The sequence below is a fragment of the Mycobacterium sp. D16Q13 genome (assembly GCF_002013375.1).
GTDB lineage: Bacteria > Actinomycetota > Actinomycetes > Mycobacteriales > Mycobacteriaceae > Mycobacterium.
Genome location: NZ_MAEW01000011.1, coordinates 228,676 through 250,457, shown reverse-complemented (window position 1 = coordinate 250,457; position 21,782 = coordinate 228,676). Strand labels below are relative to the sequence as shown.

The following is a 21,782-nucleotide window of genomic DNA, read 5'->3' as shown; positions in this document are numbered from 1 at the left end:
CCGGCAGGCAAACGGCGAATGTACCTACTGCCTCAACGGCCCAGGCGGGATGCGAATTCCTGTTTCCTCAGGAGGGTGTGCGGTATTCGCCCAACGCGAAATCCCTCAGGCTTTGAACTGGTTGAGTGCGCGAATCTTGTTCATCACATCGAGCGCGGCGACTTTGTACGCCTCGGAGAATGTGGGGTAGTTGAAAACCGCGTCGACCAGGTACTCGACGGTGCCGCCGCAGCCCATGACGGCCTGTCCGATGTGGACCAGGTCGGTGGCATCGGAGCCGAAGATGTGCACCCCGAGCAGCTTGAGATCCTCGGTGGACACCAGCAGCTTGAGCATGCCGTAGGAATCCCCGGCGATCTGGCCGCGCGCCAGCTCGCGGTAACGCGAGACGCCCACCTCGTAAGGAATCGCGTTCTTGGTGAGTTCAACCTCGGTGGCGCCCACATAGGACACCTCGGGGATCGAGTAGATGCCGATAGGCTGCAGATCGGTCATGCCCTTGGAAGGTTCGCCGAACGCGTGGTACGCCGCCAGGCGGCCCTGGTCCATCGAGGTGGCTGCCAGCGCCGGGAAACCGATCACATCGCCCACCGCATAGATGTGATCGACCTTGGTCTGAAAATTCGCGTCGACCCAGATCCGGCCGCGGTTGTCGGCCTCGAGCCCCGCCTGGGCGAGGTCGAGCTGATCGGTCTGACCCTGCCGCCCCGCGGAGTACATCACGGTATCGGCGGGGATCTGCTTGCCGCTGGCCAATGTGGTCATGGTGCCGGTGTCATTGACGTCGACGGTGGTGACCTCCTCGCCGAAGCGGAACGTCACTGCCAAGTCCCGCAGGTGAAAGCGAAGGGCCTCAACGACTTCGGGATCGCAGAAGTCGAGCATCGTGTCGCGTTTCTCCACCACGGTCACCTTGGTGCCCAGGGCGGCGAACATCGAGGCGTACTCGATTCCGATGACGCCCGCACCGACCACGACCATCGATCCCGGGATGAAGCGCAGGTCCAGGATGCCGTCCGAGTCGAGGACTCGTCGCTCGTCGAAGGCCACACCCGACGGTCGGGCGGGTTTCGTGCCGGTGGCGATGACGACGTAGTGAGCGTGCAGGGTGGTGCGCTCGCCGCGGGAAGGTTCCTCCACGATGACGGTGTGCTCATCGGCGAACCGCCCGATGCCGGTGATCAAATCGATGCGGTTGCGCAGCAGCTGGGCGCGGACGACCTCGATCTCCTTGCGGATGACGTGCTCAGTGCGGGCCAGCAGGTCCTCGGGGGTGATATTGGCCTTCACCCGATAGCTCGCGCCGTACAGCTCGCGCTGATTCATGCCGGTCAGGTAGAGCACGGCCTCGCGCAACGTCTTGGACGGGATGGTGCCAGTGTTGGTGCAGACACCGCCGAGCATGTTGTCACGCTCGATCACCGCGACCGATTTACCCAGCTTGGCCGCGGCGATGGCGGCCTTCTGGCCCCCGGGGCCGGAGCCGATGACGACGAGGTCGTAGGTGGGGGTGTCGGCCACGGAGGAGCCGCGGGGGCGAAGACCGTTGGTCATGGTTGTACTCATACGCCGATTCCCCGAATCGCGCATGCCGTGCGCGTCACGGTCACATGAACAGTTGTCCCTGCCGAATCTCGCGCGCGCCTCCTCGGGCCCCGGGTGTGCCGATGGCAGCATGTGACTGTGGCGGCATCGCGGCTGGTAGCGACGATGGTTGTGGCTGGATGCTGCGCCGTGACGGCGCCCGCCTGCACACGGGCGATCGACGGATCGGCCGTCGAGGCATCGGGTGGTGCGCAGTCCCCGCTGACTACCACCACAACGGCCCTTCAGGCGCCGACGGGCCCCGTGGGCCCGCTGCTGCTGGCCCCGGCGGATTTCCCGCACCAGTATCCCGCCACCACGCTCGACCCCGCTGCGGCCGGACACGCTCTCCGCGATATTCGGGGTGTTCCCGACGCGGCGACGGTCGCCCCGAGTACCTGCGCACCCGAACCCCTCCCGGCCGGGCCGCAGGATGCGGCGGTGGCGGTGGGCACCAACGACTCCGACAATTCGACCATCACGGTGGCGGTGTTTCGTGTGCCGCGGCCACTGGCCACCTACAAGACTCAGCTGGAGCGCTGCACCTCGTTTGCCTTCACCGGTCCGGATCAGATCCCGAGCACGGTAACGGCTTCTCAGGCAGTGGCTCCACCCATCAACGCCGATGATTCGGTTGCGGTCAATCAAACGGTGGCACCCGCCGCGACGGGTAGCGGCACACAAACGACCTTGTCGCTTATCGCGCAGATCGCCGATATTCGAATCCAGGCCACCTACATGACTTTTCAGGGCACCGAGCCCGACGCGGTGCTCCTGGATCAGGCCTTCACCGCCGCTGTACTCAAGGTGCACGACAACTTCCGCTGATCAGCGACTGGCGATGCGCCCGTATCCGCCCTGGATCGGCGCTGGCCCCTGGGTCACCCCGGTCGCGAGGGAACGGCCGCGGTGCTCGATCTTGGCGACGAAGGGCGACGTCATCGCCCGCACGAGCGCGCCGTAGCCGACACCGAAGTCAATCTCGTCGCCGACCGTGACGGAGTGATCGCCGAGGTCGACCACCAGGTGGTCGCTGCTCATCCCGAGGATCGTGATGCCCTCAGGCGGCCGCAGGCCGTCCGGGTCCACGTCCTGACGGCCGAGGGCCAGGATTGCTTGGTGCACAGTCGAGTTACCCGTGCGGACCGGCGCCGCGCCGAAGGCTGCCTGAGCACGATCTCCCCAGGGTTGAGCCGGTTTCATCGCGACCTCGATGACCTCGGCGCTCAAGACGAAGGTGTCCGTGTGTAGGCCGGGGATCGGTGTCCGATACAGCGGGTCGACGCCGAGAAGGATGGCTTCGCCGAGCCGGAGTTCGTCGATCCGGCCGACGTCGTGGGTGTGCAGCGCCCAGCTCAGGTTCGCCGAGTTGCCACCTGAGACGACCTCGAGCGAGATCCCGTGCAGTGACTCGATGTCGTCCGCGAGCCCGGTGAGGATGCCCATGTTCCGGTCATCGGGCACGACACCGTTCTGGCACGCGAGGTTGGCGCCGAGCCCGGCGAGCCGCAGTGAGCTGTGCCCGAGAACGGCCCGCACGGCCTCGGCGGTGTCGTCCACCGCGATGCCCTCGCGCAGGTCACCCAGCTCGACCATGAGCACGACGGCGTGCAGTCGTTTCTGTTGGGACGCGGCCTGATCGAGCGCTGCCAGCACGACGGCCTCGGTGTTCAGACTGATATCGGCGACGTCAACGATCCGTGCTACCTGGCTGAGCATGGGTGAGCGGATCAGCGTGCGCAGCGGTAATCGGTCGAGATCGGCGAGCCGAGCGAGGTTCGGTATCCGGGAATCGCCGAGGCCGTAAGCGCCGCCGCGCAGCATCGCCGCGCCGATGCCCGGCGACCCCAACACGGCTTTGGTGATGCCGGTGACCCGGATGCCCGCCCGGGCAAGCCGGTCGACCAGGATCCGCGTGTTCTGCTCGACCTTGTCGAGATCGGTCTCGAGCCGAAGCGTCACACCGGGGTTGTCGTGTCGGCTCTCCCTGCGAGCTTCGCCGCGAGCACGGGGAAGGCCGCCAGCACCATGTCGACCAGATCCGACGAGGGGCGTGTCAGCGGGTCGGTGACCGGGAGGCCGAGCTCCGAATGGTGTTCGGAGATAGCGTCATTCAGCTCGTCATCGGTCATTTCCTCGTGGTTGATCGTGACCCCGATGACGCGGGTGTCGGCGAACGCCTCGATCAGTGCGACCTCGCTGGCCGCGGTGGGCATCTGCACCATCGGGAAGTCGCCGAGCACCTTGCGCTTTGGCGCGTGCTGCACGATCACGCCGGCCGGGCGGCTGCCGCGCAGGATATGAGCCGACGTGATGTAGGCGGGGTGGCTGAGTGCGCCCTGACCCTCGACCACGATCACGTCGGGGTCCTCACCTTCGAACGCGGCGACGACTTGGTGCTCGACCTCGCCCGAACAGAACTGGGGGACCAGCGCGTCCAGCGCGACGCCGTACTTCCCGCCCTGGATCAAGGTGGTCTGGCCGGTGCCGACCATGACCGCCTTGATGCCGCGCGCATTGAGCGCCTGGACCAGCAACGTGGCGGTGGTGCGTTTACCGATGGCTCCGTCCGTACCCAGGATCGCGATCCTGGGGCAGGTGACGTCGAAGATCCGGCCGGAGAACAGGTGCAGGTCGCGCTTGGCCTTCGGTTGGCGTACATCGGTGATGGTGACGCCCGCGATGACGGCTGCCGCCACGAACTCGGCGTCGTCGTTGAGGAACTCGTGCAGGCCGTTGATGATGTGCATCCCGCGGGCGATGCCGTCGAGCAGTACGAGCCGCTGCTCATTCGACAGTAGGCCGTCGGCAGGCGCCAGCCCGCAAATCAGGTAGTCGGGTACGCGGCCGGCGTGAGCGATGGACTGTGCCAGCGACGCCAGCACCGGGATGCCGTTCGCGGTGCCGTCGAGGAATTTCCCGGCATCTACTCCGGCCCGGAGGCTGTCGATGACGCTGAGGATCTCGTACTTCTCCGAGTGCCGGACCAGGCCGTTGGCGGTCTTGCCGTCCTGCTCGCCGAATTGGCCCTCGCAGTAGACGATCGCGGTGGAACCAACAGGCATCGGGAAGGGAGCTGCCGGACGGGTTCCTTCGCTCCGCTCGGACGCATCGAGAAAGGGAGTACCGCTTGAGAGTGAAGACATGGGATCCTCTGAGAAGTCTCAGAGAAGGCGACGGGATCGAGGCGGGGCGGTGAGCCCAACGTCCAGCGAGTGGTCTGCCCTGAGGGTCGGCAAGATTACCGACATGTTAATGATACCCGATCGGCGATGACTGTCCTGCTTCCGGCGTCTCAGAGCCCGGCCATCACCTGGCTTTTCAGGGACGCGCGGTGGCGATGGGCGTGTTGTCCACAATTGCGGTGGTATCCACAGATCCCCGCACGCGCTGTCACAACGTGAGGTCGCCGTCGGCGCGATGACGGTCCTCGTTGTCACGGTGCGGGCATGACATCACTGATTCCCGGGACCCCCGGTCGCCCCGACTTTCGATTGAACCGGCCCTCCGCCCTGATCGCGGCACTGCCGGCAATGCTGGGGTTCATTCCCGAAGACTCCCTCGTCGCCGTCACGCTCGCCAAGGGGCTGGTCGAGGCGGCACTGCGCAGGGATCTGGACGACCTGGACGACCCCGATAACGCGGCGCTCGAGACATTGGCCGAGGTGTTGAGTTCCGGGCCGGCCGACGCGGTGATCGCGGTGGTCATCAGTGCGGACCTGGATGAACGGGAGTCCGGCGACATCATCCGTCGGCTGGCCAGACATCTTGAACATCAAGGTATTTCGTTGATCGCCGGCCACACGGTGGACCGGGTATCTCCGCAGGGATGGTGGCGCTGCTACGACGGATGTGGTGCCGGCGGGCCCGTCGACGACCCGGACTGCTCACCGCTGACCGCGGCCGCGGTACTGGCGGGCAGGACCGTGCATCGCCGCCGAGGGGACCTCGTGGCGCTGATCGCTCCCACCGACACTCACCGCACCAGCGCGCTGGCCACTTCCTTGCGGCGGGGGGTGCGGGGGCAGGCTGACGACGCCGTGGCGGACCGGCGCGCCGTGAATCGAGTGATGCGGGCGGCGTGCCGGACGGCAGAATTCCGTCCACTGTCCAACCGTGAGCTGCTGGGCATCGCTCGCTCGTTGACGGTCGTACGCGTCCGAGACACGGTGTGTGCCTTGGCTGTCGGCGTGCTGGCCGATGATGTGGAGCGGCTGTGGTTGGCGCTGAGCCGACTGCTGCCCGCCCCATGGCGTGCCGAAGCCTTGGTCTTGTTTGGCTTCAGCGCTTACGTGCGCGGCGACGGCCCGCTAGCGGGTGTCGCTTTGGAGACGGCGCTCACGGTCGAACCGGGCCATCGTCTGGGGCAGCTGCTGACATCTGCGCTGCGTGCGGGTATGCGCCCCGATGAGATTCGCACCCTGGCCGACACCGGCTTCCGGCTCGCCCATGAATTACAGATCAGCTTGCCGCCCAGGAACATCCAGTGATCCGGGCGAGAGTGCTAGACCTTCTCGACCATCACGGCATGGGCCATCTCATGCGGCAACTCGACACTTTCGTGACCGGGAATGACGATGATGACGCCTTCGGGGGAGGACTCCACGGTGACGCGCGCATTGGGCACGATGCCGGCGTCCTTGAGACGCGTGAGCAGATCGGTATCGGCCTGGACGTGCTCGGCCAGGCGGCGCACCACCACGGCAACCTGCGAGCCCCCGGCAATCTCGGTGAGCCGCACCGCGCTGGCATTCTCGGACCGGTCGGGGGCAACACCCAGTTCGGACAGGCCGGGAATGGGGTTGCCGAACGGTGAGGTGGTCGGGTTGTTGAGCACCGTGAGCAGTCGGCGCTCGACATCCTCGCTCATGACGTGCTCCCAGCGGCACGCCTCGGCGTGTACGTCCTCCCAGGGCAACCCGATGATGTCGACCAGCAGGCACTCGGCCAGCCGGTGCTTGCGCATCACCGAAACCGCGAGTGCGCGGCCCTTATCGGTGAGTTCGAGGTGGCGGTCACCGGCGACGTTCAACAGACCGTCGCGCTCCATCCGCGCCACGGTCTGACTGACAGTCGGGCCGCTCTGCTCAAGCCTTTCGGCGATGCGCGCCCGCAGCGGCACGACGCCCTCTTCTTCAAGGTCGTAGATCGTCCGCAGATACATTTCTGTCGTATCGACAAGATCGTTCACTACTCGCCCCTTACGGTCGTGCTCAGTCTACCGATCTACAACGCAAATCGGGGCGCTGCGCTTCCAGAACGCAGCGCCCCGAGGGCAGGGTAGTAGGTCAACTAGCTCGCGTACGAACGCAGGCGCTCCGCGCGATCGCCGTGGCGCAGTTTCGTCATGACCTCACGCTCGATCTGACGCACCCGCTCGCGAGACAGCCCGAACAGCTTGCCGATCTGATCCAGCGTGCGGGCCTGGCCGTCATCGAGTCCATACCGGAGCCGGATGACCTGCTGCTCGCGTTCGTCGAGAGTGCCCAGCACGCTGCGCACATCCGAGTGCAGCAGCTCGGCGATCACGGCGTTCTCGGCGGACATCGCCTCGGTGTCCTCGATGAAGTCACCCAGGGGTGCTTCCTCGTCGGTGCCGACCGGCATGTCCAGGCTCACCGGATCCCTGCTGTGGTCCAGCAGATCCCCGATCTTCTCCACGGGAATGCCGGACTCCTCCGACAATTCCTCGTCGCTGGCCTCACGGCCGAGTCGCTGGTGTAGTTCGCGCTTGATGCGAGCCAGCTTGTTCACCTGCTCCACGAGGTGCACGGGGAGGCGGATGGTTCGGCTCTGATCAGCCATGCCACGGGTGATGGCCTGACGAATCCACCAGGTGGCGTATGTCGAGAACTTGAATCCCTTGGCGTAATCGAACTTCTCCATGGCGCGGATCAAGCCCAGGTTGCCCTCCTGGATGAGGTCGAGTAGCGGCATACCGCGACCGGTGTAGCGCTTGGCGAGCGAAACGACCAGGCGCAGGTTGGCCTCCAGCAGGTGGCTGCGTGCCGCGCTGCCCTCACGCACGATGACAGCCAGGTCCTTCTTGCGGGCTTCGCCCAAGCGTTTCTTGGTGTCCAGAAGGTGCTGGGCGTACAACCCCGCCTCGATCCGTTTGGCGAGCTCGACTTCGTCCTCCGCTGTCAGCAGCGCAGTCTTGCCGATGCCGTTCAAGTACACCCGTACAAGGTCCGCGGCTGGACTCTGGGCGTCCAGATCCTCGGACTCGATGGTACGAGCCGGACGGGTGGTGGCGTTTGCCATCGCTGCCTCCTAGTTGATCCGTAGGTCTCATGTGTTGCAACGCTTGGTTGGCCCAGAAAGTTCCTGAGGTTCCCAAACGGCGCCGTCACTGACCTGCGGATTCGCCGTCGGCAGCTGAGAATGTCCTGAGAATTGACATAGCTGTCCCTAAGACGGGTCAGCTGACCCTTCTGGCGGGGTGCGCGGTTGCGGCGGAGGAGCGGGATCAATCGCTCTGCGCTCAGCGGTGGGAAACAGCGAGTGGCGATGTTCCTGAGGCCCGTATCGGCGTGGCTCCTCGGCCTTGCGGGCAGGACGGTCGTTCGCGATGAGCACCGCCATCCATGGCAGCGGGATCGAGGCGGCCAGGATGGCCAGCGAGATCCACCCGTTGTGCCACACGCTGTAGGCCCAGGCGGCGCCCAGCAGGGCCGGTATCCGGAACGCCATCAGTGACAAATAGCGGCGTACCCGGGCGCGGTGCTGTTCTTCGACCGAGACCGCGGCCGCTGTGATGAGTACCGGATGGCCGTCGTCATCGAACGACAGCTCTTTTCTCATATCTCCACAATGTCACAATGTAGGGATGGACACGCAGACGATCGAGCGTCCGGACACCACCGTCGACGAGAGCACCGACAGTGATACTCCGAAGGTCTTCCACTACGTCAAGAAAGACAAGATCGTGGAGAGCGCCGTCATGGGAAACCATGTGGTCGCCCTGTGCGGTGAGGTTTTCCCGGTTACGCGGTCGGCCAAGCCTGGCTCTCCGGTGTGCCCGGACTGCAAGCGCATCTACGAAATGATGAAGAAGGGCGACTAGCGGCCTTCGGCGGTGCTGTCCGGAGTCGCCTCGTCAGAGCCGCTCTCGGCACCATTCTGGCCATTTTGTGGGCTCAGCCATTCCCGCAGCTGACGGGCGTGTGTGGCCCCGGCCGGCCAGTGTTCCTCGATAGCGGCGTTGAGTTCGGCGCCCAGCACGATCGCGAATCCGAGCATGAACGCGAACAGCAGGAACGCGATGGGGGTGGCCAAGGCGCCGTAGGTGTATCCGGTCTGCGTGATCCAGTTCAGGTAGAACCGCAGCCCCAGGCTGGCGATCACAAAGAACGTCACCGCCAACAGCGCACCGATCAACAAACGGTGCGATGGAAGCGGTTTGGGTAGGGATACCCGGTATAGCAGCGTCACCAGGGCGACCAGCGCGATACCCAGCAGTGGGAAGTAGCCATACCGCAACAGCGCGTTCCACGAGTCGGGTACGACCTCGGCGATCCGTTTCGGTCCGAGGGCGATCACCGGCAATGTCACCACCGCCATCGCCAGCGCCGCGACGTATAGGCCCAGCGCAAAGAACCGCTGACGAACGGGGTGTCGCAGCGGTGTCTGATCGTGTGCCTCGACGACGGAGTCCACAAAGCTCGATATCGCCGAGGAGCCTGCCCATAGCGAGATGACGAATCCGATGGACACCACCTCACCACGCCCGTCACGCATGATGTCGATGATTGTGGGCTCGATGATCTCGGCGACCACGCTCTTGCTGAAAACGCTGTTGGCCACCCGCAGGAGTCGCTCTTGGATCTCGGGCAGCGTGTCCGGTCCGAACAGCGGCCCAACGAACGTCAAGCTCCCCAGGATGCCCAACAGCAGCGGTGGTAGCGATAACACCTGCCAAAAAGCGGCTTGGGCTGACTGCGCGAAAATCGAGTCGTCCCAACTCTTTACGGCGGTGCGACGCATCACGTGCAAGACGTCTCGACCTATCGAGACATGGCGCGGCTTCTCACTCATGGCCACACCAGCATTCCTGATGGGATGGTCAGCGGTCGTTACCGGGGGTGAAACCGCGGCGACTAACCCTCGACGGGAGCGCTGATGTACAGCACTGCCGACATGGCGCTCAGCTTCTCTGAGTGCTCATTGGCGTGATGCTGGCAAAAAAGCAGCTCGGCCCCGGACGGGAGTGTGGCGCGGACCCGGGCAGCCGCTCCGCAACGATCGCAGCGGTCAGCCTTCGTCAGCTCTGGACTGGTCAGAGTTGCGTACATGGCTCCTCCGTATCTCTCCTGAGCTTTGCGGTCCGGTGAACCGCTCGGCGCCTATGTATGTACTTTGTCAGACGTTTGGGGGGTTTCGGTTGTTCCCCATGTGTGTCCGGTGTGTCGCGCCTCACGTCCGGGCTGTTACAGGGTGAGGCAGGCTGGTGTGATGCAGTCGATGGCACCGAACGAAGCCGAACTTGTTCACATCTGTTCGGTCGAGGAGTGGACGTTAGCACGTGAACAGGGCGAGCATCGGCCCACGTCACTGGCCGAAACGGGATTCATTCATCTTTCCGCGCCGCACCAGGTTCACCTTCCGGCCAACCGCTTGTATCGCGGAAGGTGTGATCTGGTCGTATTGTCTGTTGCCCCGAATCTGCTTGACTCTCCGGTACGTTGGGAACCAGGCGTGCCCAGCGACCCTGAATCGATGCTGTTCCCTCACTTGTACGGACCGCTGCCGATCGCCGCAGTTACTTCTGTGGCGAGTTTCCGGCCGGGACCGGATGGCTTTTTTAACCCGCTGGCACCTAGCACTTCCTAAGCTATCAACGTGGTAGCTAGACTGGCTTAACTCGTCGGTCTTGAGATAAGGGGGTAACCGCGGTGGCCTCTTCAAATCACCCGCTTACGACCGTGCTGGCCGACGAGCCCGCGGTCGGTGCCTCATGGCGTCCCGAGCTTGCTGCCATGTTCAATCAGGGTGCCGTCACCGACGACGCCCTCAGCGTTGCCTTCACTGAGATCGTCGCCGAGAACTTCCGCCCTGGAGAACTGCCCGTCGAACTGATGCGCCTTCGTGAGGCGGGCACCGTAGTCGTGCCGCATGGCGTTTCTCTGGGTCTCGCCGGGGCCGATCTGCCCGACGCCAAGCGCGTCAAGCACCTGGCCGCTCTGGCCGCGGAGCTCAACGCGCCGATGGTCAGCGAGCACGTGGCGTTTGTGCGGGCCGGCTTTGAGAACGGGCGGCACAGTGGCGTGCTCGAGGCGGGTCACCTGGTGGCTCCGCCGCGCACCACGTTGGCTTTGGATGTCCTGGTGGACAACGTGTCCCGGGTTCAGGATGACCTCGGGGTGCCCTTGGCGCTGGAGAACGTGGCCACCACCCTGCAGTGGCCCGAAAATGAACTCAGCGAGCCCGACTATCTGCGTGAGCTCTCTCGGCGCACCGGCTGCTGGCTGGTGCTCGATGTCGCCAACCTGTACGCGACGGCGGTGGCTTCGCGCACCGACCCCCTCGCGCTACTACGCCGTTTCCCCGTCGAGCGCGTCGCGTACGTGCACATCGCGGGTGGCCGGTTCGAGGGCGACCTGTACTGGGACACCCACTCCGACACCATCATCGATCCGGTGGCTGATCTGCTGACCGAGCTCGTGGTGCTCACCTCCGGGCGCGCTCTGGGCGTGCTGATCGAGCGTGACGGATCGATCGACGAGGCCAGTGTGAGCGCCGACCTTTCCGTGGTCCGACAGGCGATCAAGGCGGGTGTTGTGCATGCTTGACAACCGCGAGGTTCTGCGGCGCCGCCAGTTGTCGGTGCTCTCGGACCTGCTTGCCGGTAATGCCCCGTCGGGATTCGACGAGTACACGGCACTGGCCGCGGGTGCGCAACTGCGGGTCAAGCGGCGTTTCGATATGGCCAAGGCGGTGCCGTGGCTCGGGGAAACGCCCAACTGGGAGTATGAGTTTGAGCAGTACGCGCTGTTGCACTCCATGCGGTGCTGCGTGCAGTGCGACGCCAAGGAATTCCGCCAGTACGCCTATGAGCTGCCTCGTTTGCGCGACTGGATGATGGATCGCGAGGTGGCCGAGGGGCTTCGCCGCATCGCTCTGGTCCGCCGCGGCGGTCGTCGTGAGCTTCAGATCGCATTCGGAAAGAAGCTGCGCTACTTCGCATTACGGCCGGAGCGGGCTGAGGCGTGATGACCGCAGTCATCGTCATAGCGACGGTGACTGTCCTGCTTGTTGTTGGGTTGGGCTTTTTTGTGGCAACCAATTCGGGCAGCAGACCGCGTAATCAGGATGGTGCGCCGGATCATCAACAGGATGGCTATTCGGGCGCCAGCTGTGGGCTGGGCGGCCCAGACTAGCCAGTTATGCTGGGCGCGTGCAGATTTCGGACCGTAGGTGACGACGGCACCTGTTGTGGATCCGGATAGGTTCCTAGGAGACGGTCAGCGGTCCCCGAACTGGTCACAGTGAACCAGTAGTTCTCATTCTTGAAATGGTGGAACCGGTGGTTTCGCCAGACCGCCCGATAGATCGCATGACGCGGTTTGTAATCGGTGTGGACGAGGTAGTGCGTCCACTCGTAGAACACCAGGAACAATGCCACCGTGACCGCGAAGGTGAGCCCAAGTCCGGTGCGCGGGAAGGCGAACAACGCGGCCAGGGTCAATCCGATAATTACCACGACCAGACTTGGCCACGGGATGAACACCAGCGGGATATCCCGCGGATCCTGATGATGCAGGCGGTGATCGCGGGCTAGCCGCGAGTCGATTTTCACCGGCCCCACCGAGCGCGGTCGCCAATGCAGGATCCCGACATGGATCAGCCATTCGGCGACAGGGGAGATGGCCACGAGCGCTATGGGCGTGATGGCATCGGCGATGGTCCAGCCGCCCACCGAGATTCGGGCACCCAGGAGCACGGCGGACCATGCGAGAAGCATCCACGGGGTGGGGTGTTTGACGAATTCGACAAGTGCATCGCGCAGGGTCATCGACTTACGTGTGGCACGGGTCATTGCTGATTCTCCGATTCGTCCGTGATTTCCCGCAGGAGTTTGTCAAAGGCCTTGGTGCCCAAGGCAAGCATGGCCGCAGCCGCCTCTTGTGCGGCGTCCGGATCTTGCGCGGCGATGGCGTAGGCGAGGGCGCGGTAGTGGCCGATGTCTCCAACTTCAGCGGACATGACGTTGACGAGCACATCCAGGGCCCGGACATATGAGTCGCGCATGGTGTTGAACACCAGCCGGAAGGCAATCGAGTCGGCAGTGTCGATAACCAACTCCCAGAAGCCGAGCGCACGCCACATCCTCTGCAGCGGATCACCTTCGGACTCGAGATCCCCGGCCATGATGTGGAGCCGATCGGCGACACCAGGGCTTGTGTGGCCACGCTGTGCGGCGAGCCTGGCCACCTGTGGGCCGATGATGGCCCTGGCCTCGATGACGCTGGCCAATGTGCGGCGGTCCACGTCTCCGCCATAGGCGAGCAGTAGTGGCAGCACGTCGAAACCGGCCTCGCTGCGGTAATCCCGGATCACCGTCGACCCGCCCTGGCGGATGTGAATCAGACCCGAGCGCTCCAGGCGGCCCAACGCTTCGCGGACCGCCGTGCGGGACACCCCGAGGGCTTCGGCGAGGGCTCGCTCACTGGGCAGGGTGTCGCCGGGCGTGCGGTCACCGGTCAGGACCTGCGCCGCGAGCTGACTGAATATCTCGTCGGGTATCGACTGACGGGCGATCGGCTGCAGTGCCATGCCGTCACGGTAGCACCGGGATTGGTAGGAGGTCTAGTGGTCTGACCAATTTATTCTATGATGGCGTCGACCTCGATCTCCACCAGCAGCGCGGGGTCGATGAGTGCGGACACCTCGACCATGGTGGCGGCCGGGCGGATGTCGCCAAAAAACTCGCCGTGGGCAAAACCGACCTCGCGCCACCGCCCGATATCCGTGACGAAGATGCGGGTTCGTATGACATCACGCAACGAGGCCCCTGCCTGGCTAAGTGCTGACTCGATCCGGCGCAGCGCCTCGCGGGTCTGTTCGGCGATGTCGTCGTCGCCGACAGGTGCTCGGCCCTGGCGTGCTGCCGTGGTTCCGGCGACGGCGACGTGACCGCCGACCCGCACCGCGCGCGAGTAGCCGACCGCTGCTTCCCATTCGCCGTCCGACGAGATATTCAGGCGTTCCATGGCAGCAGCGTAGGCGGCGGGGAATACCTGCGGCGATCGATTAATTGGACTGCGATGTGACAGGACGCATTCGTATCGGAATCCAGCTGCGGCCCGCCAAGGCGCAGAACTACAAGCAGTGGCGAGATGCCGTGCTCCGCGCCGAGGACAAGGGAGTGGACGTCATCTTCGGCTACGACCACTTCCATTGGCCGGCCGGCACCCTGAGCAGTGAGGGAGTGGTGCTCGACGAGGTGCAGCCCGATGTCAACAATTTCGAGGCCTGGACCGCCCTGGGATCGTGGGCCGAAGTCACTTCGCGGGCCGAGATCGGACTGCTTGTCACGGGCGTGGGTTATCGGAACCCCGATCTGCTGGCCGATATGGCCCGAACCGTCGACCACATCAGCGATGGCAGGCTGATCCTGGGCGTGGGTGCCGGGTGGTATGAAAGGGACTACACCACATACGGATACGAGTTCGGTACGACGGGTTCGCGATTCGATCTATTCGAAGACAGCCTGGTTCGGATCGAGAACCGGTTGGCTCAGTTGCTGCCGGCGCCCGTGCGCCCGATACCGATCCTGATCGGTGGTGGGGGAGAGAAGCGCACCATTCCGTTAGTGGCCCGGCATGCCCATATCTGGCATGCGTTCGCCGATATCGACACCTACCGGCGCAAAAATGACATCCTCATCGCCGAGACCGAACGAATCGGCCGCGACCACAACGAAATCGAGCGCTCAACCAGTTGGGGGCTTGATCCCGAGCGGGGATTGACGGCGGCCGAAGCGGACGCCTACACCGAGGTGGGCGCGAGGTTGTTCACCGTGGGGATTGATGCCGACAACGATTACGACCTGTCGGTGCTGGACGCGCCGCTGGCCTGGCGGGACTCGCGCTCCTAACGCGCGTGGATCATCGCGGCTGAATCAGGTAGTACTCGCCGATCTTCACCGCGGTGGATACATCGGCCGTCACCACGGTGGGTGCGGCCGGTGGTGGGATCCGATTCTCCGGGCGCCATGTGATGTCCGAGGGCACCAGGATCAATAGTCCGTCGTGATCGCCCACGGGACCGAACCCCGGCGTGGGCTCACCGAACGGCAGCAGGCCCAGCGTGTCGCGCAGGAGCCTTTGGGTCTCCAGCACGTCGGATACCCCGAAGCCGACCTCGCTGAGAGAACGGATGTCGCCGATGCCGAAGCGGTGATCGATGCGGTTGTCGAGGATGTTGCGTTCGATGAGCTCCAGGACGGCGTTGTCGGGACCGGTGAAGTAGATGCTGCGGGCCTGCCAATGGGGAGCGCAGTCGAACTCATCGTGCCATTGACCATCGGTTTGCAGCGTGACGCGCTGCGACAGCCACTCCTTGGCCGCTGCGAGACTTCCCGTGGGAATGGTGAAGGCGATGTGATGCGCACCGTGATACGCGGGGCCCGGGACCAACGTGAGCGTGCTGTCCCCGATATGAACCGTCGCCCGGTCGTGATCCAGTTGCACTGGTAGATCAAGAGTTTCGGAATAGAACCGAGCAGCGCCGGACACGTCGGTAGCAGTGATCCGCACGTCGTGAATCTTCATAGCCCGGATGCTAGAAGCTCACGTGCGCTTGAGGTCAAACGAGCGGCTGGAGCTCACCCAAGACGGTGGGCAAGAACTCCGCCACGGTGGGATGGATGTGCACGGTGCGCTGAAGTTGTCGCGCGGGCACGCCGTACTGCATCGTGTCGAGCAGGCAGTGCACGACTTCGTCGCCGCCCACCCCGAGAATGGTCGCTCCCAGAATGAGATCGGTGTCGGCATCGACCAGAACCTGCATGTAGCCATCGGTTTCGCCCTTTTCGATGGCGCGGCCAACCTGGCTCATCGGTTTGCGGCCGACCAGTACGGAGTGTCCCGAAGCGCGCGCCTGCGTCTCGGTCATACCGACCCGGCCCAGCGGCGGATCGGTGTACAGGGCGTAGCAGGGCAGCCTGTCGGTAACCCGTCGTGGATCGTCATCGAGCAAGTTCGCGGCGACGATCTCGAAGTCGTTGTACGAGGTGTGGGTGAAGGCTCCGCGACCATTGCAGTCGCCCAGGGCCCAGATGCCCGGCACGTTGGTGCGTAGCTGATCGTCGACCGTGATGTACCCGCGGTCGTCGGTGATCACGCCGGCGTGCTCCAGACCTAAATCGTCGGTGTTCGGACGGCGCCCTACGGCGACGAGTACGTGCGAGCCGGTGACCTCGGGCGCACCGTGTGTGCAGTCGACGCCAACGCCGACCCCGTCCTGTCCGCGGGACAGGCTGATACAGGAGGCGTTGAGGCGGAAGGAGATTCCCTCACGCTCCAGGACTTCCTGAATGATCGCCGAGGCGTCGGGGTCCTCGCGTTCGACGAGCCGTGGTCCACGATGAACCACCGTTACCTTGCTGCCGAACCGGCGGTAGATCTGGGCGAATTCCAGTCCGACATAACTGCCGCCGATGACGATGAGATGTTCTGGGATCTCGTCGTACTCGATGAGTGAGCTATTGGTGAGCAGCGGAACGTCGTCGACGCCGGGCCAATCCGGAACCACGGCCCGGCCACCGACGTTCAGGAAAATTCTCTCGGCAGAGATGATCTCGTCTCCCACGGCGAGCTCCGTGGGAGATATGAAGCGTGCGTGCTCGTGGTAGATCGTGCAGCCAAGGTCCTTGAGCCATTTCTGGCCACCGTTGCGCGACGGGAGGATCACCGAATCCTTGCGTTCCCGTACGCGAGCCATATCCATGCTCACCGAGCCGTCGAGGACGACTCCCCACCGGGCCGCATCGCGTGCCATATGGGCGGCGTGCGCGCTGGCGACCAGCGCCTTGGTGGGGCGACAGCCGGTGTTGACGCAGGTGCCGCCGAACAGATGTCGCTCCACGATGGCCACCGTCATCCCCGCACCGCGCAATCGGGCGGCCAGGGAGGGACCGGCCTGGCCGGCGCCCACGACGACGGCGTCAAAGTTGGTGCTCACGTGGCGAGCACCAGGGTGATCGCCACGGCCGCCGCGACGGTGACGACGTCCTCGGTGAGCGCCGCGGGCAGATCCTTACCGAAGGCCCCTGCCAGCTTGCCCCGCGCCCATGCCCCGCCGAGCGTGCCGATCACCGCACCCACCGCGCCGAGTAGAAGGCCGATGATGAGTCCGGGGGAGGTCCCGCCGGCCAGAGTGCCGAACACCGCCCCGTAGAAGGCGCCGAGCACCACGCGTGCCGCGAACGCGGGTGGCGCCTTACGGCTCGGTGTCTTGGGCAGTTTGTCGTTGACGATCTCGCCCACGGCCAGCACCGTGGTGATGATGGCGACGATCAGACTGGCCAAAAATGATGCCCAGGTACCTTCCACTAGAAGGCATTTGGCGAAGGCCGCCCAACTCAACACGGCAAGCGGAGTCATCGCGCGCAGACCCGCGACGATTCCGATGAGAAGTGCAGCTACATACAAACCGGTCATGAGTTCTCCCGATGCGGTGGCCGAATCTTGATGCGCTAGAGCGTAGACCCGCGCTGTGTCTTTCGCGTCAGAACAGCGTGGGGTCGTCGAAACCGGGGGTGTGTTCGAGCCTGAGCAGTTCGCGCTTGGTGACGACGCCACCGTAGGCGGAGAAGCCATGCAGGCTGTGATCGGCGGCCAGCACGCGGTGGCAGGGGACGAGCAGTGGAATCGGATTGCGGCCCAACGACTGTCCGACGGCTTGCGCGGCGCCCGGCGCGCCGACGGCTGCTGCCACCTCACCGTAGCTGCGGGTCGTGCCGGGCCCGATGGCCCTGGTTACGGCGTACACCTCGCGATCGAAATCGGTGATGCCGTCCAGATCCAGTTGAACCCACCGCAGATCGTCGTCCTTGCCGGCAAGGACGCGCGTCAGGCCGTCGATCGCTTCGGCGACGAAGGGAGGCGGTACCTGTTCGCTTCCCGCAGGACGTCGGATCCTGGCCAGGGTGGCCGCATCATCGTGCTCGGGCAGCTGCAAGGCGACGATGCCGTTGTCACTCCACGCGATGGCGCAGGTGCCGATGGCGGTGTCGAAGAAGCAGTGGCCGACAGTGCTCACACTGCCCAGTATGGCCGGACCCACCGACAGGTTGCTGCTGCCGGTGGATCCGGCCGTGGGGTGTCGCGAACGTCATTCCAGCGCACGCCGCAGTTCGGCGATCGCGGCGGCCTTCTCCTCTGCGGTGAGATCGGGATCGCTGGCGACGATCTCGATCTTGTGCTCGATGAACGCGCGGTCATCCGCCCCTTCCCGGTGCCGGCGGCTGAGTTCTTCGAACTCCTGGCGCCGATCGGCGATGGGGCCGGTACCGGGAGGGGGAGGCGATCCGTTATCACTCATGATCGGCTGCTCCTGACCGGTCAACTCTTGACCACGAAAGAGTAATTCGGGTCCAGGAACAGTGGTGAGAAACCATGTCCGTCATTGCGTATGGTCGAGTCGGCCGCACGCAGCAGCGCCCATTGTCCCCAGTTGCCGGCGGCATCGCGGCCGACCAGCATGGTGTTGAGGAATCCAAGCCAGCGGGTGTTCGTGTAGCTGTTCTGGAATGTCTCGACGATCGGTCCCCAGCTGCCGACCCAACCGGAGGTCTGTTCGGCGGTAGTGGACTGATAGTCGAAGCGGTACACGAGATCCCAACGGTTCGCCGCACGGTTGTGGAGCAGTACTTCGTTGCGCCACCGGTTCGGCGCGATTTCGAAGGACTGATTCCACACGAGCAGTGTCTGCAGGCCCCAGCCGTGTGACGAGGTGCTGCGCAGGTACGACGTCAGATTCGCGAACGGGATGTCGGTCTGCCAGTGATCTGAGCGCGCCCAGTCGAAGACCTTGAATCGGGCGATGTCCTGCGCGTGGTACGACACGAACGCCTCGACACCCTTTTGTGCTCGGTTGGTGGCGGTCAGGTACAGGTAGTCGGCCACGTTCCCGCCGGGCTGATGTGGGCAGACGATCTCGTAGTAGAACGAGGTGCCGCGCGCGAAGCGGGTGCGAAAGCTGTTCGTGTAGAACATGCCGTAGCCGACTCCGCCTGGAGGCGGGGTTATTCCGGCGGCGAGTTCGGCGATGTCCGCCACCCCCGCGGCCTCGGCCAGCGTTGCCTCAGCCTCGCGGCGGGTGGCCGCTGAGAGCTTCGGATGTGATTGCAGCACAGCCAGCTTCGATGCGAGGAAGGCTCGTTCTGCGTACGGATCCTTGGCAGTCTCGGTGGTCAGTTTGCGGAACTTGCTGCGTCGATCGGCTACTTCACCGTCCAGGGGAGGAGGCGCGGTGACCTCGGTGTCGAGTGTTGCGGTCATGGTGTGTCCTTCGATTCCAGCCCGATGACGGTCACCGGGTTGGCACCATGCTGTGCGCGTGCGCACCCGCTCGACATGCGTAGCGGGCTACTCCATTCCCGCGCGGATCACCGCGGGTCTGGCTATTGGCCGTTACTTCGGGGTGGCGGCGATATCGTCGCCGGGCGTGTCTGCCGGCGCCCGTGGGGTTTCCGCGCCCCCGGCGATCTCGCTGAGGTCTCCCGCGGCTTCGGCCGGGGTGAGCTTGGCCTTGCGCCACGTGTACGCGACCAGTGCCGCCCAGGCGATGACGATCACCAGGTAGATAGGCGTACGCACCGAGTCGGGAGTGTCGAAGTAGCGCAGCAGTGTGCGGGCGTTGGTCAGCACCAGTACGCCGCCGACTGCGGTGCCGAGCACCACCGAGTTGACGCGCGAGACAAGCCAGGCGGCGATCGGCGCGGCGATCACGCCGCCCAGGGCCAGCCCGGCGATCACGATCAGATTGTTGAAGAACTCAGAGCCGAGCCCGAACAGGAAGCCGATGCTCGCCGAGACGGCGACGATGAACTCCGAGGCGCTTACCGAGCCGATCACCGTGCGGGGAGCGGCCTTTCCGCTCGTAAGTAACGTGCTGGTCGTGATGGGTCCCCAACCACCACCACCGGAGGCGTCGATGAATCCGCCGAACAGGCCCAGCGGGGCCAGGAATCTCGCCGAGAACGGGGTCGTCGGCGCGTAGTTCCCACGCGGCGGGTTGGTGCTGAATCGGTAGATGAGGTACACGCCGATGGCCAGCAAGATCCCTGCCGTGATCGGGGCCGCGGACTCCGTGGACAGCCGTGACAGCACGGTCGCCCCGAGGAACGCGCCGATGCCGCCGGGTATGCCCAATCGCAGCAGGACACGCTTGTCGACATTGCCGAACCGCCAGTGGGAGACACCCGAGGCCAGCGTGGTGGCGACCTCGGCGAAGTGCACGGCCGCACTGGCGTGGGCGGCGCCGACACCGGTGAATACCAGCAGCGTCGTCGCCGTCACCCCGAACGCCATACCGAGCGTCCCGTCGACGATCTGGGCGCCAAGACCCACAAGGGTAAAGATGAGAAGTTTGATCACGGGAGGGGCTCCTGGCGGGTATTTGTACGTCTAGCAGGAGTTTCGACAGTAGAGGTGACAGGTTCTGAATTCGCCAGTTGTTCTTGCCGTGATCGAAACCTGTGACTGGCCTGTCACCCCACTGTGAATACCCGCACGCCCATCCCCGCCAGCGCGGAAGGGGCTTTAGTCGAGGTAGTCCCGCAGCACCTGCGAACGGCTCGGGTGGCGCAGCTTCGACATGGTCTTGGACTCGATCTGCCGGATGCGCTCACGGGTCACTCCGTACACCTGACCGATCTCGTCGAGGGTGCGCGGCTGGCCGTCGGTCAGACCGAACCGCAGACGCACCACGCCGGCCTCACGCTCGGAGAGCGTCTCCAGCACCGACTGCAGCTGATCCTGCAGCAGGGTGAACGACACCGCGTCCACGGCGACCACGGCCTCGGAATCCTCGATGAAGTCGCCGAGCTGCGAATCGCCCTCGTCACCGATGGTCTGGTCCAGCGAGATGGGCTCACGCGCGTACTGCTGGATCTCCAGCACCTTCTCCGGCGTGATGTCCATTTCCTTGGCCAGCTCTTCGGGCGTGGGTTCGCGACCCAGGTCCTGGAGCAGCTCACGCTGAATGCGGCCGAGCTTGTTGATGACCTCGACCATGTGCACCGGGATGCGGATGGTGCGGGCCTGGTCGGCCATCGCGCGGGTGATGGCCTGGCGGATCCACCAGGTGGCATACGTCGAGAACTTGTAACCCTTTGTGTAGTCGAACTTCTCGACCGCGCGGATCAGACCCAGGTTGCCTTCCTGGATGAGGTCCAGGAAGGCCATGCCGCGACCGGTGTAGCGCTTGGCCAGCGACACCACCAGACGCAGGTTGGCCTCCAGCAGGTGGTTCTTGGCGCGATCGCCGTCACGGCAGATCCACGACATGTCGCGGCGCTGGGCGGCCGGAAGCTTCTCGCCCTTTTCGGTCAGCTCGGTGACGATCTGGGTCGCGTACAGACCGGCCTCGATCCGCTTGGCCAGCTCAACTTCCTCTTCGGCGTTGAGCAGGGCCACCTTGCCGATCTGCTTGAGGTAGGCGCGCACCGAGTCCGCGGAGGCGGTGAGCTCGGCATCCTTGCGGGCCTGTCGCAGCGCCTCAGATTCCTCTTCGTCCCAGACGAAATCGCCTGATGCCTTGTCCTTCTCGGAGGGCTCGTCGCTTTCGGCTTCCGCCTCGGGCTCAACAGCAACCTCGGCGAGGTCTGCCTCGATGTCCGGGTCCTCGGCGAGGTCGGGCTCGAGATCCTCACCGGGCTCGATATCGGCGTCCTCGGGGCTGCCCTGCGGTTCGAGAGCGGGATCGATCGCCTTACCGGCGGCCTTCTTGGCCGGTGCCTTCTTGGCGGGGGCCGCCTTCTTGGCAGGGGCCTTGGTCGCGGCCTTCTTGGCTGGTGCCTTCTTCGCGGGTGCTGCCTTGACGGCGGCCTTCGCGGGTGCCTTCTTGGCCGGCGCCTTCGCGGGTGCTGCCTTGACGGCGGTCGTCTTCGAAGATGCTTCGTCGGCGGCCTGCGTTACCGGAGCTGCTTTCGTGGCTGCCACGTACGCCCTTTCCTGGCTACTTCTTCG

Annotated in this window: 26 protein-coding genes; 7 read left to right on the top strand and 19 right to left on the bottom strand. The window is 64.7% G+C overall.

Annotated features, from left to right (window positions below):
• Positions 1 to 105: 105 nt before the first annotated feature.
• Positions 106 to 1,554 carry a Si-specific NAD(P)(+) transhydrogenase gene (gene sthA / locus B4400_RS14215; RefSeq protein ID WP_078310955.1) on the bottom strand — a complete coding sequence of 483 codons (1,449 nt, stop codon included), beginning with the start codon at positions 1,552 to 1,554 and terminating at the stop codon, positions 106 to 108.
• Positions 1,555 to 1,677: 123 nt separating this feature from the next.
• Here sthA and B4400_RS14210 point away from each other — a divergent pair, with 123 nt between their 5' ends.
• Entirely contained in the window at positions 1,678 to 2,412 is a 735-nt protein-coding gene (locus B4400_RS14210) for a hypothetical protein (RefSeq protein WP_078310954.1), read from the top strand.
• Here the strand turns inward: B4400_RS14210 and B4400_RS14205 are convergent, their stop codons facing one another.
• Positions 2,413 to 3,546 carry an alanine/ornithine racemase family PLP-dependent enzyme gene (locus tag B4400_RS14205; protein ID WP_078310953.1) on the bottom strand — a complete coding sequence of 378 codons (1,134 nt, stop codon included), beginning with the start codon at positions 3,544 to 3,546 and terminating at the stop codon, positions 2,413 to 2,415. It abuts the gene before it with no gap.
• Complete coding sequence (locus B4400_RS14200; protein ID WP_139360255.1) at positions 3,543 to 4,730, bottom strand: N-acetyltransferase DgcN family protein; 1,188 nt, start codon at positions 4,728 to 4,730, stop codon at positions 3,543 to 3,545. Before B4400_RS14200 ends, B4400_RS14205 begins: the two co-directional genes overlap by 4 nt.
• 303 nt (positions 4,731 to 5,033) lie before the next feature.
• Here B4400_RS14200 and B4400_RS14195 point away from each other — a divergent pair, with 303 nt between their 5' ends.
• Entirely contained in the window at positions 5,034 to 6,074 is a 1,041-nt protein-coding gene (locus B4400_RS14195) for a DUF4192 domain-containing protein (RefSeq protein ID WP_078310951.1), read from the top strand.
• A 14-nt stretch (positions 6,075 to 6,088) separates the two neighbouring features.
• Here the strand turns inward: B4400_RS14195 and B4400_RS14190 are convergent, their stop codons facing one another.
• The 3 genes from B4400_RS14190 to B4400_RS14180 all read right to left on the bottom strand — a co-directional run bounded on the left by B4400_RS14190 (position 6,089) and on the right by B4400_RS14180 (position 8,388).
• Complete coding sequence (locus B4400_RS14190) at positions 6,089 to 6,775, bottom strand: iron-dependent transcriptional repressor DtxR (protein ID WP_070923741.1); 687 nt, start codon at positions 6,773 to 6,775, stop codon at positions 6,089 to 6,091.
• 101 nt (positions 6,776 to 6,876) lie between these two features.
• Positions 6,877 to 7,848: a sigma-70 family RNA polymerase sigma factor gene (locus tag B4400_RS14185; RefSeq protein ID WP_078310950.1), complete on the bottom strand. Its 972-nt coding sequence runs from the start codon at positions 7,846 to 7,848 to the stop codon at positions 6,877 to 6,879.
• 147 nt (positions 7,849 to 7,995) lie between these two features.
• Positions 7,996 to 8,388: a DUF3099 domain-containing protein gene (locus B4400_RS14180; RefSeq protein WP_078310949.1), complete on the bottom strand. Its 393-nt coding sequence runs from the start codon at positions 8,386 to 8,388 to the stop codon at positions 7,996 to 7,998.
• A gap of 25 nt (positions 8,389 to 8,413) precedes the next feature.
• Between B4400_RS14180 and B4400_RS14175 the strand changes: the two genes are divergently transcribed.
• On the top strand, positions 8,414 to 8,650 hold the full coding sequence (locus tag B4400_RS14175; protein ID WP_078304143.1) for a DUF3039 domain-containing protein: 237 nt from the start codon (positions 8,414 to 8,416) through the stop codon (positions 8,648 to 8,650).
• Here the strand turns inward: B4400_RS14175 and B4400_RS14170 are convergent.
• Positions 8,647 to 9,621 carry a YihY/virulence factor BrkB family protein gene (locus B4400_RS14170; protein WP_078311135.1) on the bottom strand — a complete coding sequence of 325 codons (975 nt, stop codon included), beginning with the start codon at positions 9,619 to 9,621 and terminating at the stop codon, positions 8,647 to 8,649. The two genes, B4400_RS14175 and B4400_RS14170, sit on opposite strands and share 4 nt — an antisense overlap.
• Before the next feature lie 62 nt (positions 9,622 to 9,683).
• A complete protein-coding gene (locus B4400_RS14165; protein WP_078310948.1) occupies positions 9,684 to 9,878 on the bottom strand; it encodes a DUF7455 domain-containing protein in 195 nt (64 codons plus the stop codon).
• 169 nt (positions 9,879 to 10,047) lie between these two features.
• Between B4400_RS14165 and B4400_RS14160 the strand changes: the two genes are divergently transcribed.
• The 3 genes from B4400_RS14160 to B4400_RS14150 all read left to right on the top strand — a co-directional run bounded on the left by B4400_RS14160 (position 10,048) and on the right by B4400_RS14150 (position 11,796).
• Positions 10,048 to 10,416 (top strand): DUF952 domain-containing protein, encoded by a 369-nt coding sequence (locus tag B4400_RS14160; protein WP_502688402.1) that lies wholly within the window; start codon positions 10,048 to 10,050, stop codon positions 10,414 to 10,416.
• A gap of 62 nt (positions 10,417 to 10,478) precedes the next feature.
• Positions 10,479 to 11,375 carry a multinuclear nonheme iron-dependent oxidase gene (locus tag B4400_RS14155; RefSeq protein ID WP_078310946.1) on the top strand — a complete coding sequence of 299 codons (897 nt, stop codon included), beginning with the start codon at positions 10,479 to 10,481 and terminating at the stop codon, positions 11,373 to 11,375.
• Positions 11,368 to 11,796: an SCO6045 C-terminal-like domain-containing protein gene (locus B4400_RS14150; protein ID WP_078310945.1), complete on the top strand. Its 429-nt coding sequence runs from the start codon at positions 11,368 to 11,370 to the stop codon at positions 11,794 to 11,796. Before B4400_RS14155 ends, B4400_RS14150 begins: the two co-directional genes overlap by 8 nt.
• A 163-nt stretch (positions 11,797 to 11,959) precedes the next feature.
• Here the strand turns inward: B4400_RS14150 and B4400_RS14145 are convergent, their stop codons facing one another.
• The 3 genes from B4400_RS14145 to B4400_RS14135 are packed head-to-tail and all read right to left on the bottom strand — an operon-like array spanning position 11,960 to position 13,796.
• Positions 11,960 to 12,622, bottom strand: a complete 663-nt coding sequence (locus tag B4400_RS14145; protein WP_078310944.1) for a sterol desaturase family protein — start codon at positions 12,620 to 12,622, stop codon at positions 11,960 to 11,962.
• Positions 12,619 to 13,359: a FadR/GntR family transcriptional regulator gene (locus B4400_RS14140; RefSeq protein ID WP_078310943.1), complete on the bottom strand. Its 741-nt coding sequence runs from the start codon at positions 13,357 to 13,359 to the stop codon at positions 12,619 to 12,621. Before B4400_RS14140 ends, B4400_RS14145 begins: the two co-directional genes overlap by 4 nt.
• Positions 13,360 to 13,409: 50 nt before the next feature.
• On the bottom strand, positions 13,410 to 13,796 hold the full coding sequence (locus tag B4400_RS14135; protein WP_078310942.1) for a RidA family protein: 387 nt from the start codon (positions 13,794 to 13,796) through the stop codon (positions 13,410 to 13,412).
• Between the two features lie 56 nt (positions 13,797 to 13,852).
• Between B4400_RS14135 and B4400_RS14130 the strand changes: the two genes are divergently transcribed.
• On the top strand, positions 13,853 to 14,683 hold the full coding sequence (locus B4400_RS14130) for an LLM class F420-dependent oxidoreductase (protein WP_078310941.1): 831 nt from the start codon (positions 13,853 to 13,855) through the stop codon (positions 14,681 to 14,683).
• Between the two features lie 10 nt (positions 14,684 to 14,693).
• Here the strand turns inward: B4400_RS14130 and B4400_RS14125 are convergent, their stop codons facing one another.
• The 8 genes from B4400_RS14125 to B4400_RS14090 all read right to left on the bottom strand — a co-directional run bounded on the left by B4400_RS14125 (position 14,694) and on the right by B4400_RS14090 (position 21,755).
• A complete protein-coding gene (locus tag B4400_RS14125) occupies positions 14,694 to 15,359 on the bottom strand; it encodes a VOC family protein (protein ID WP_078310940.1) in 666 nt (221 codons plus the stop codon).
• A 34-nt stretch (positions 15,360 to 15,393) separates the two neighbouring features.
• Positions 15,394 to 16,770 carry an FAD-containing oxidoreductase gene (locus tag B4400_RS14120; protein ID WP_078310939.1) on the bottom strand — a complete coding sequence of 459 codons (1,377 nt, stop codon included), beginning with the start codon at positions 16,768 to 16,770 and terminating at the stop codon, positions 15,394 to 15,396.
• Positions 16,767 to 17,249, bottom strand: coding sequence for a DUF4126 domain-containing protein (locus B4400_RS14115; protein WP_078310938.1), 483 nt, complete (start codon positions 17,247 to 17,249; stop codon positions 16,767 to 16,769). The genes B4400_RS14120 and B4400_RS14115 overlap by 4 nt, the downstream gene beginning before the upstream one ends.
• Positions 17,250 to 17,316: 67 nt before the next feature.
• Entirely contained in the window at positions 17,317 to 17,874 is a 558-nt protein-coding gene (locus B4400_RS14110; RefSeq protein WP_078310937.1) for a methylated-DNA--[protein]-cysteine S-methyltransferase, read from the bottom strand.
• 48 nt (positions 17,875 to 17,922) lie between these two features.
• On the bottom strand, positions 17,923 to 18,132 hold the full coding sequence (locus B4400_RS14105; protein ID WP_078311134.1) for a hypothetical protein: 210 nt from the start codon (positions 18,130 to 18,132) through the stop codon (positions 17,923 to 17,925).
• Between the two features lie 20 nt (positions 18,133 to 18,152).
• Positions 18,153 to 19,091, bottom strand: a complete 939-nt coding sequence (locus B4400_RS14100; RefSeq protein WP_078310936.1) for a hypothetical protein — start codon at positions 19,089 to 19,091, stop codon at positions 18,153 to 18,155.
• A 132-nt stretch (positions 19,092 to 19,223) separates the two neighbouring features.
• On the bottom strand, positions 19,224 to 20,189 hold the full coding sequence (locus B4400_RS14095) for a sulfite exporter TauE/SafE family protein (RefSeq protein ID WP_078310935.1): 966 nt from the start codon (positions 20,187 to 20,189) through the stop codon (positions 19,224 to 19,226).
• A gap of 165 nt (positions 20,190 to 20,354) precedes the next feature.
• Complete coding sequence (locus B4400_RS14090; protein ID WP_502688398.1) at positions 20,355 to 21,755, bottom strand: RNA polymerase sigma factor; 1,401 nt, start codon at positions 21,753 to 21,755, stop codon at positions 20,355 to 20,357.
• Positions 21,756 to 21,782 lie beyond the last annotated feature (27 nt).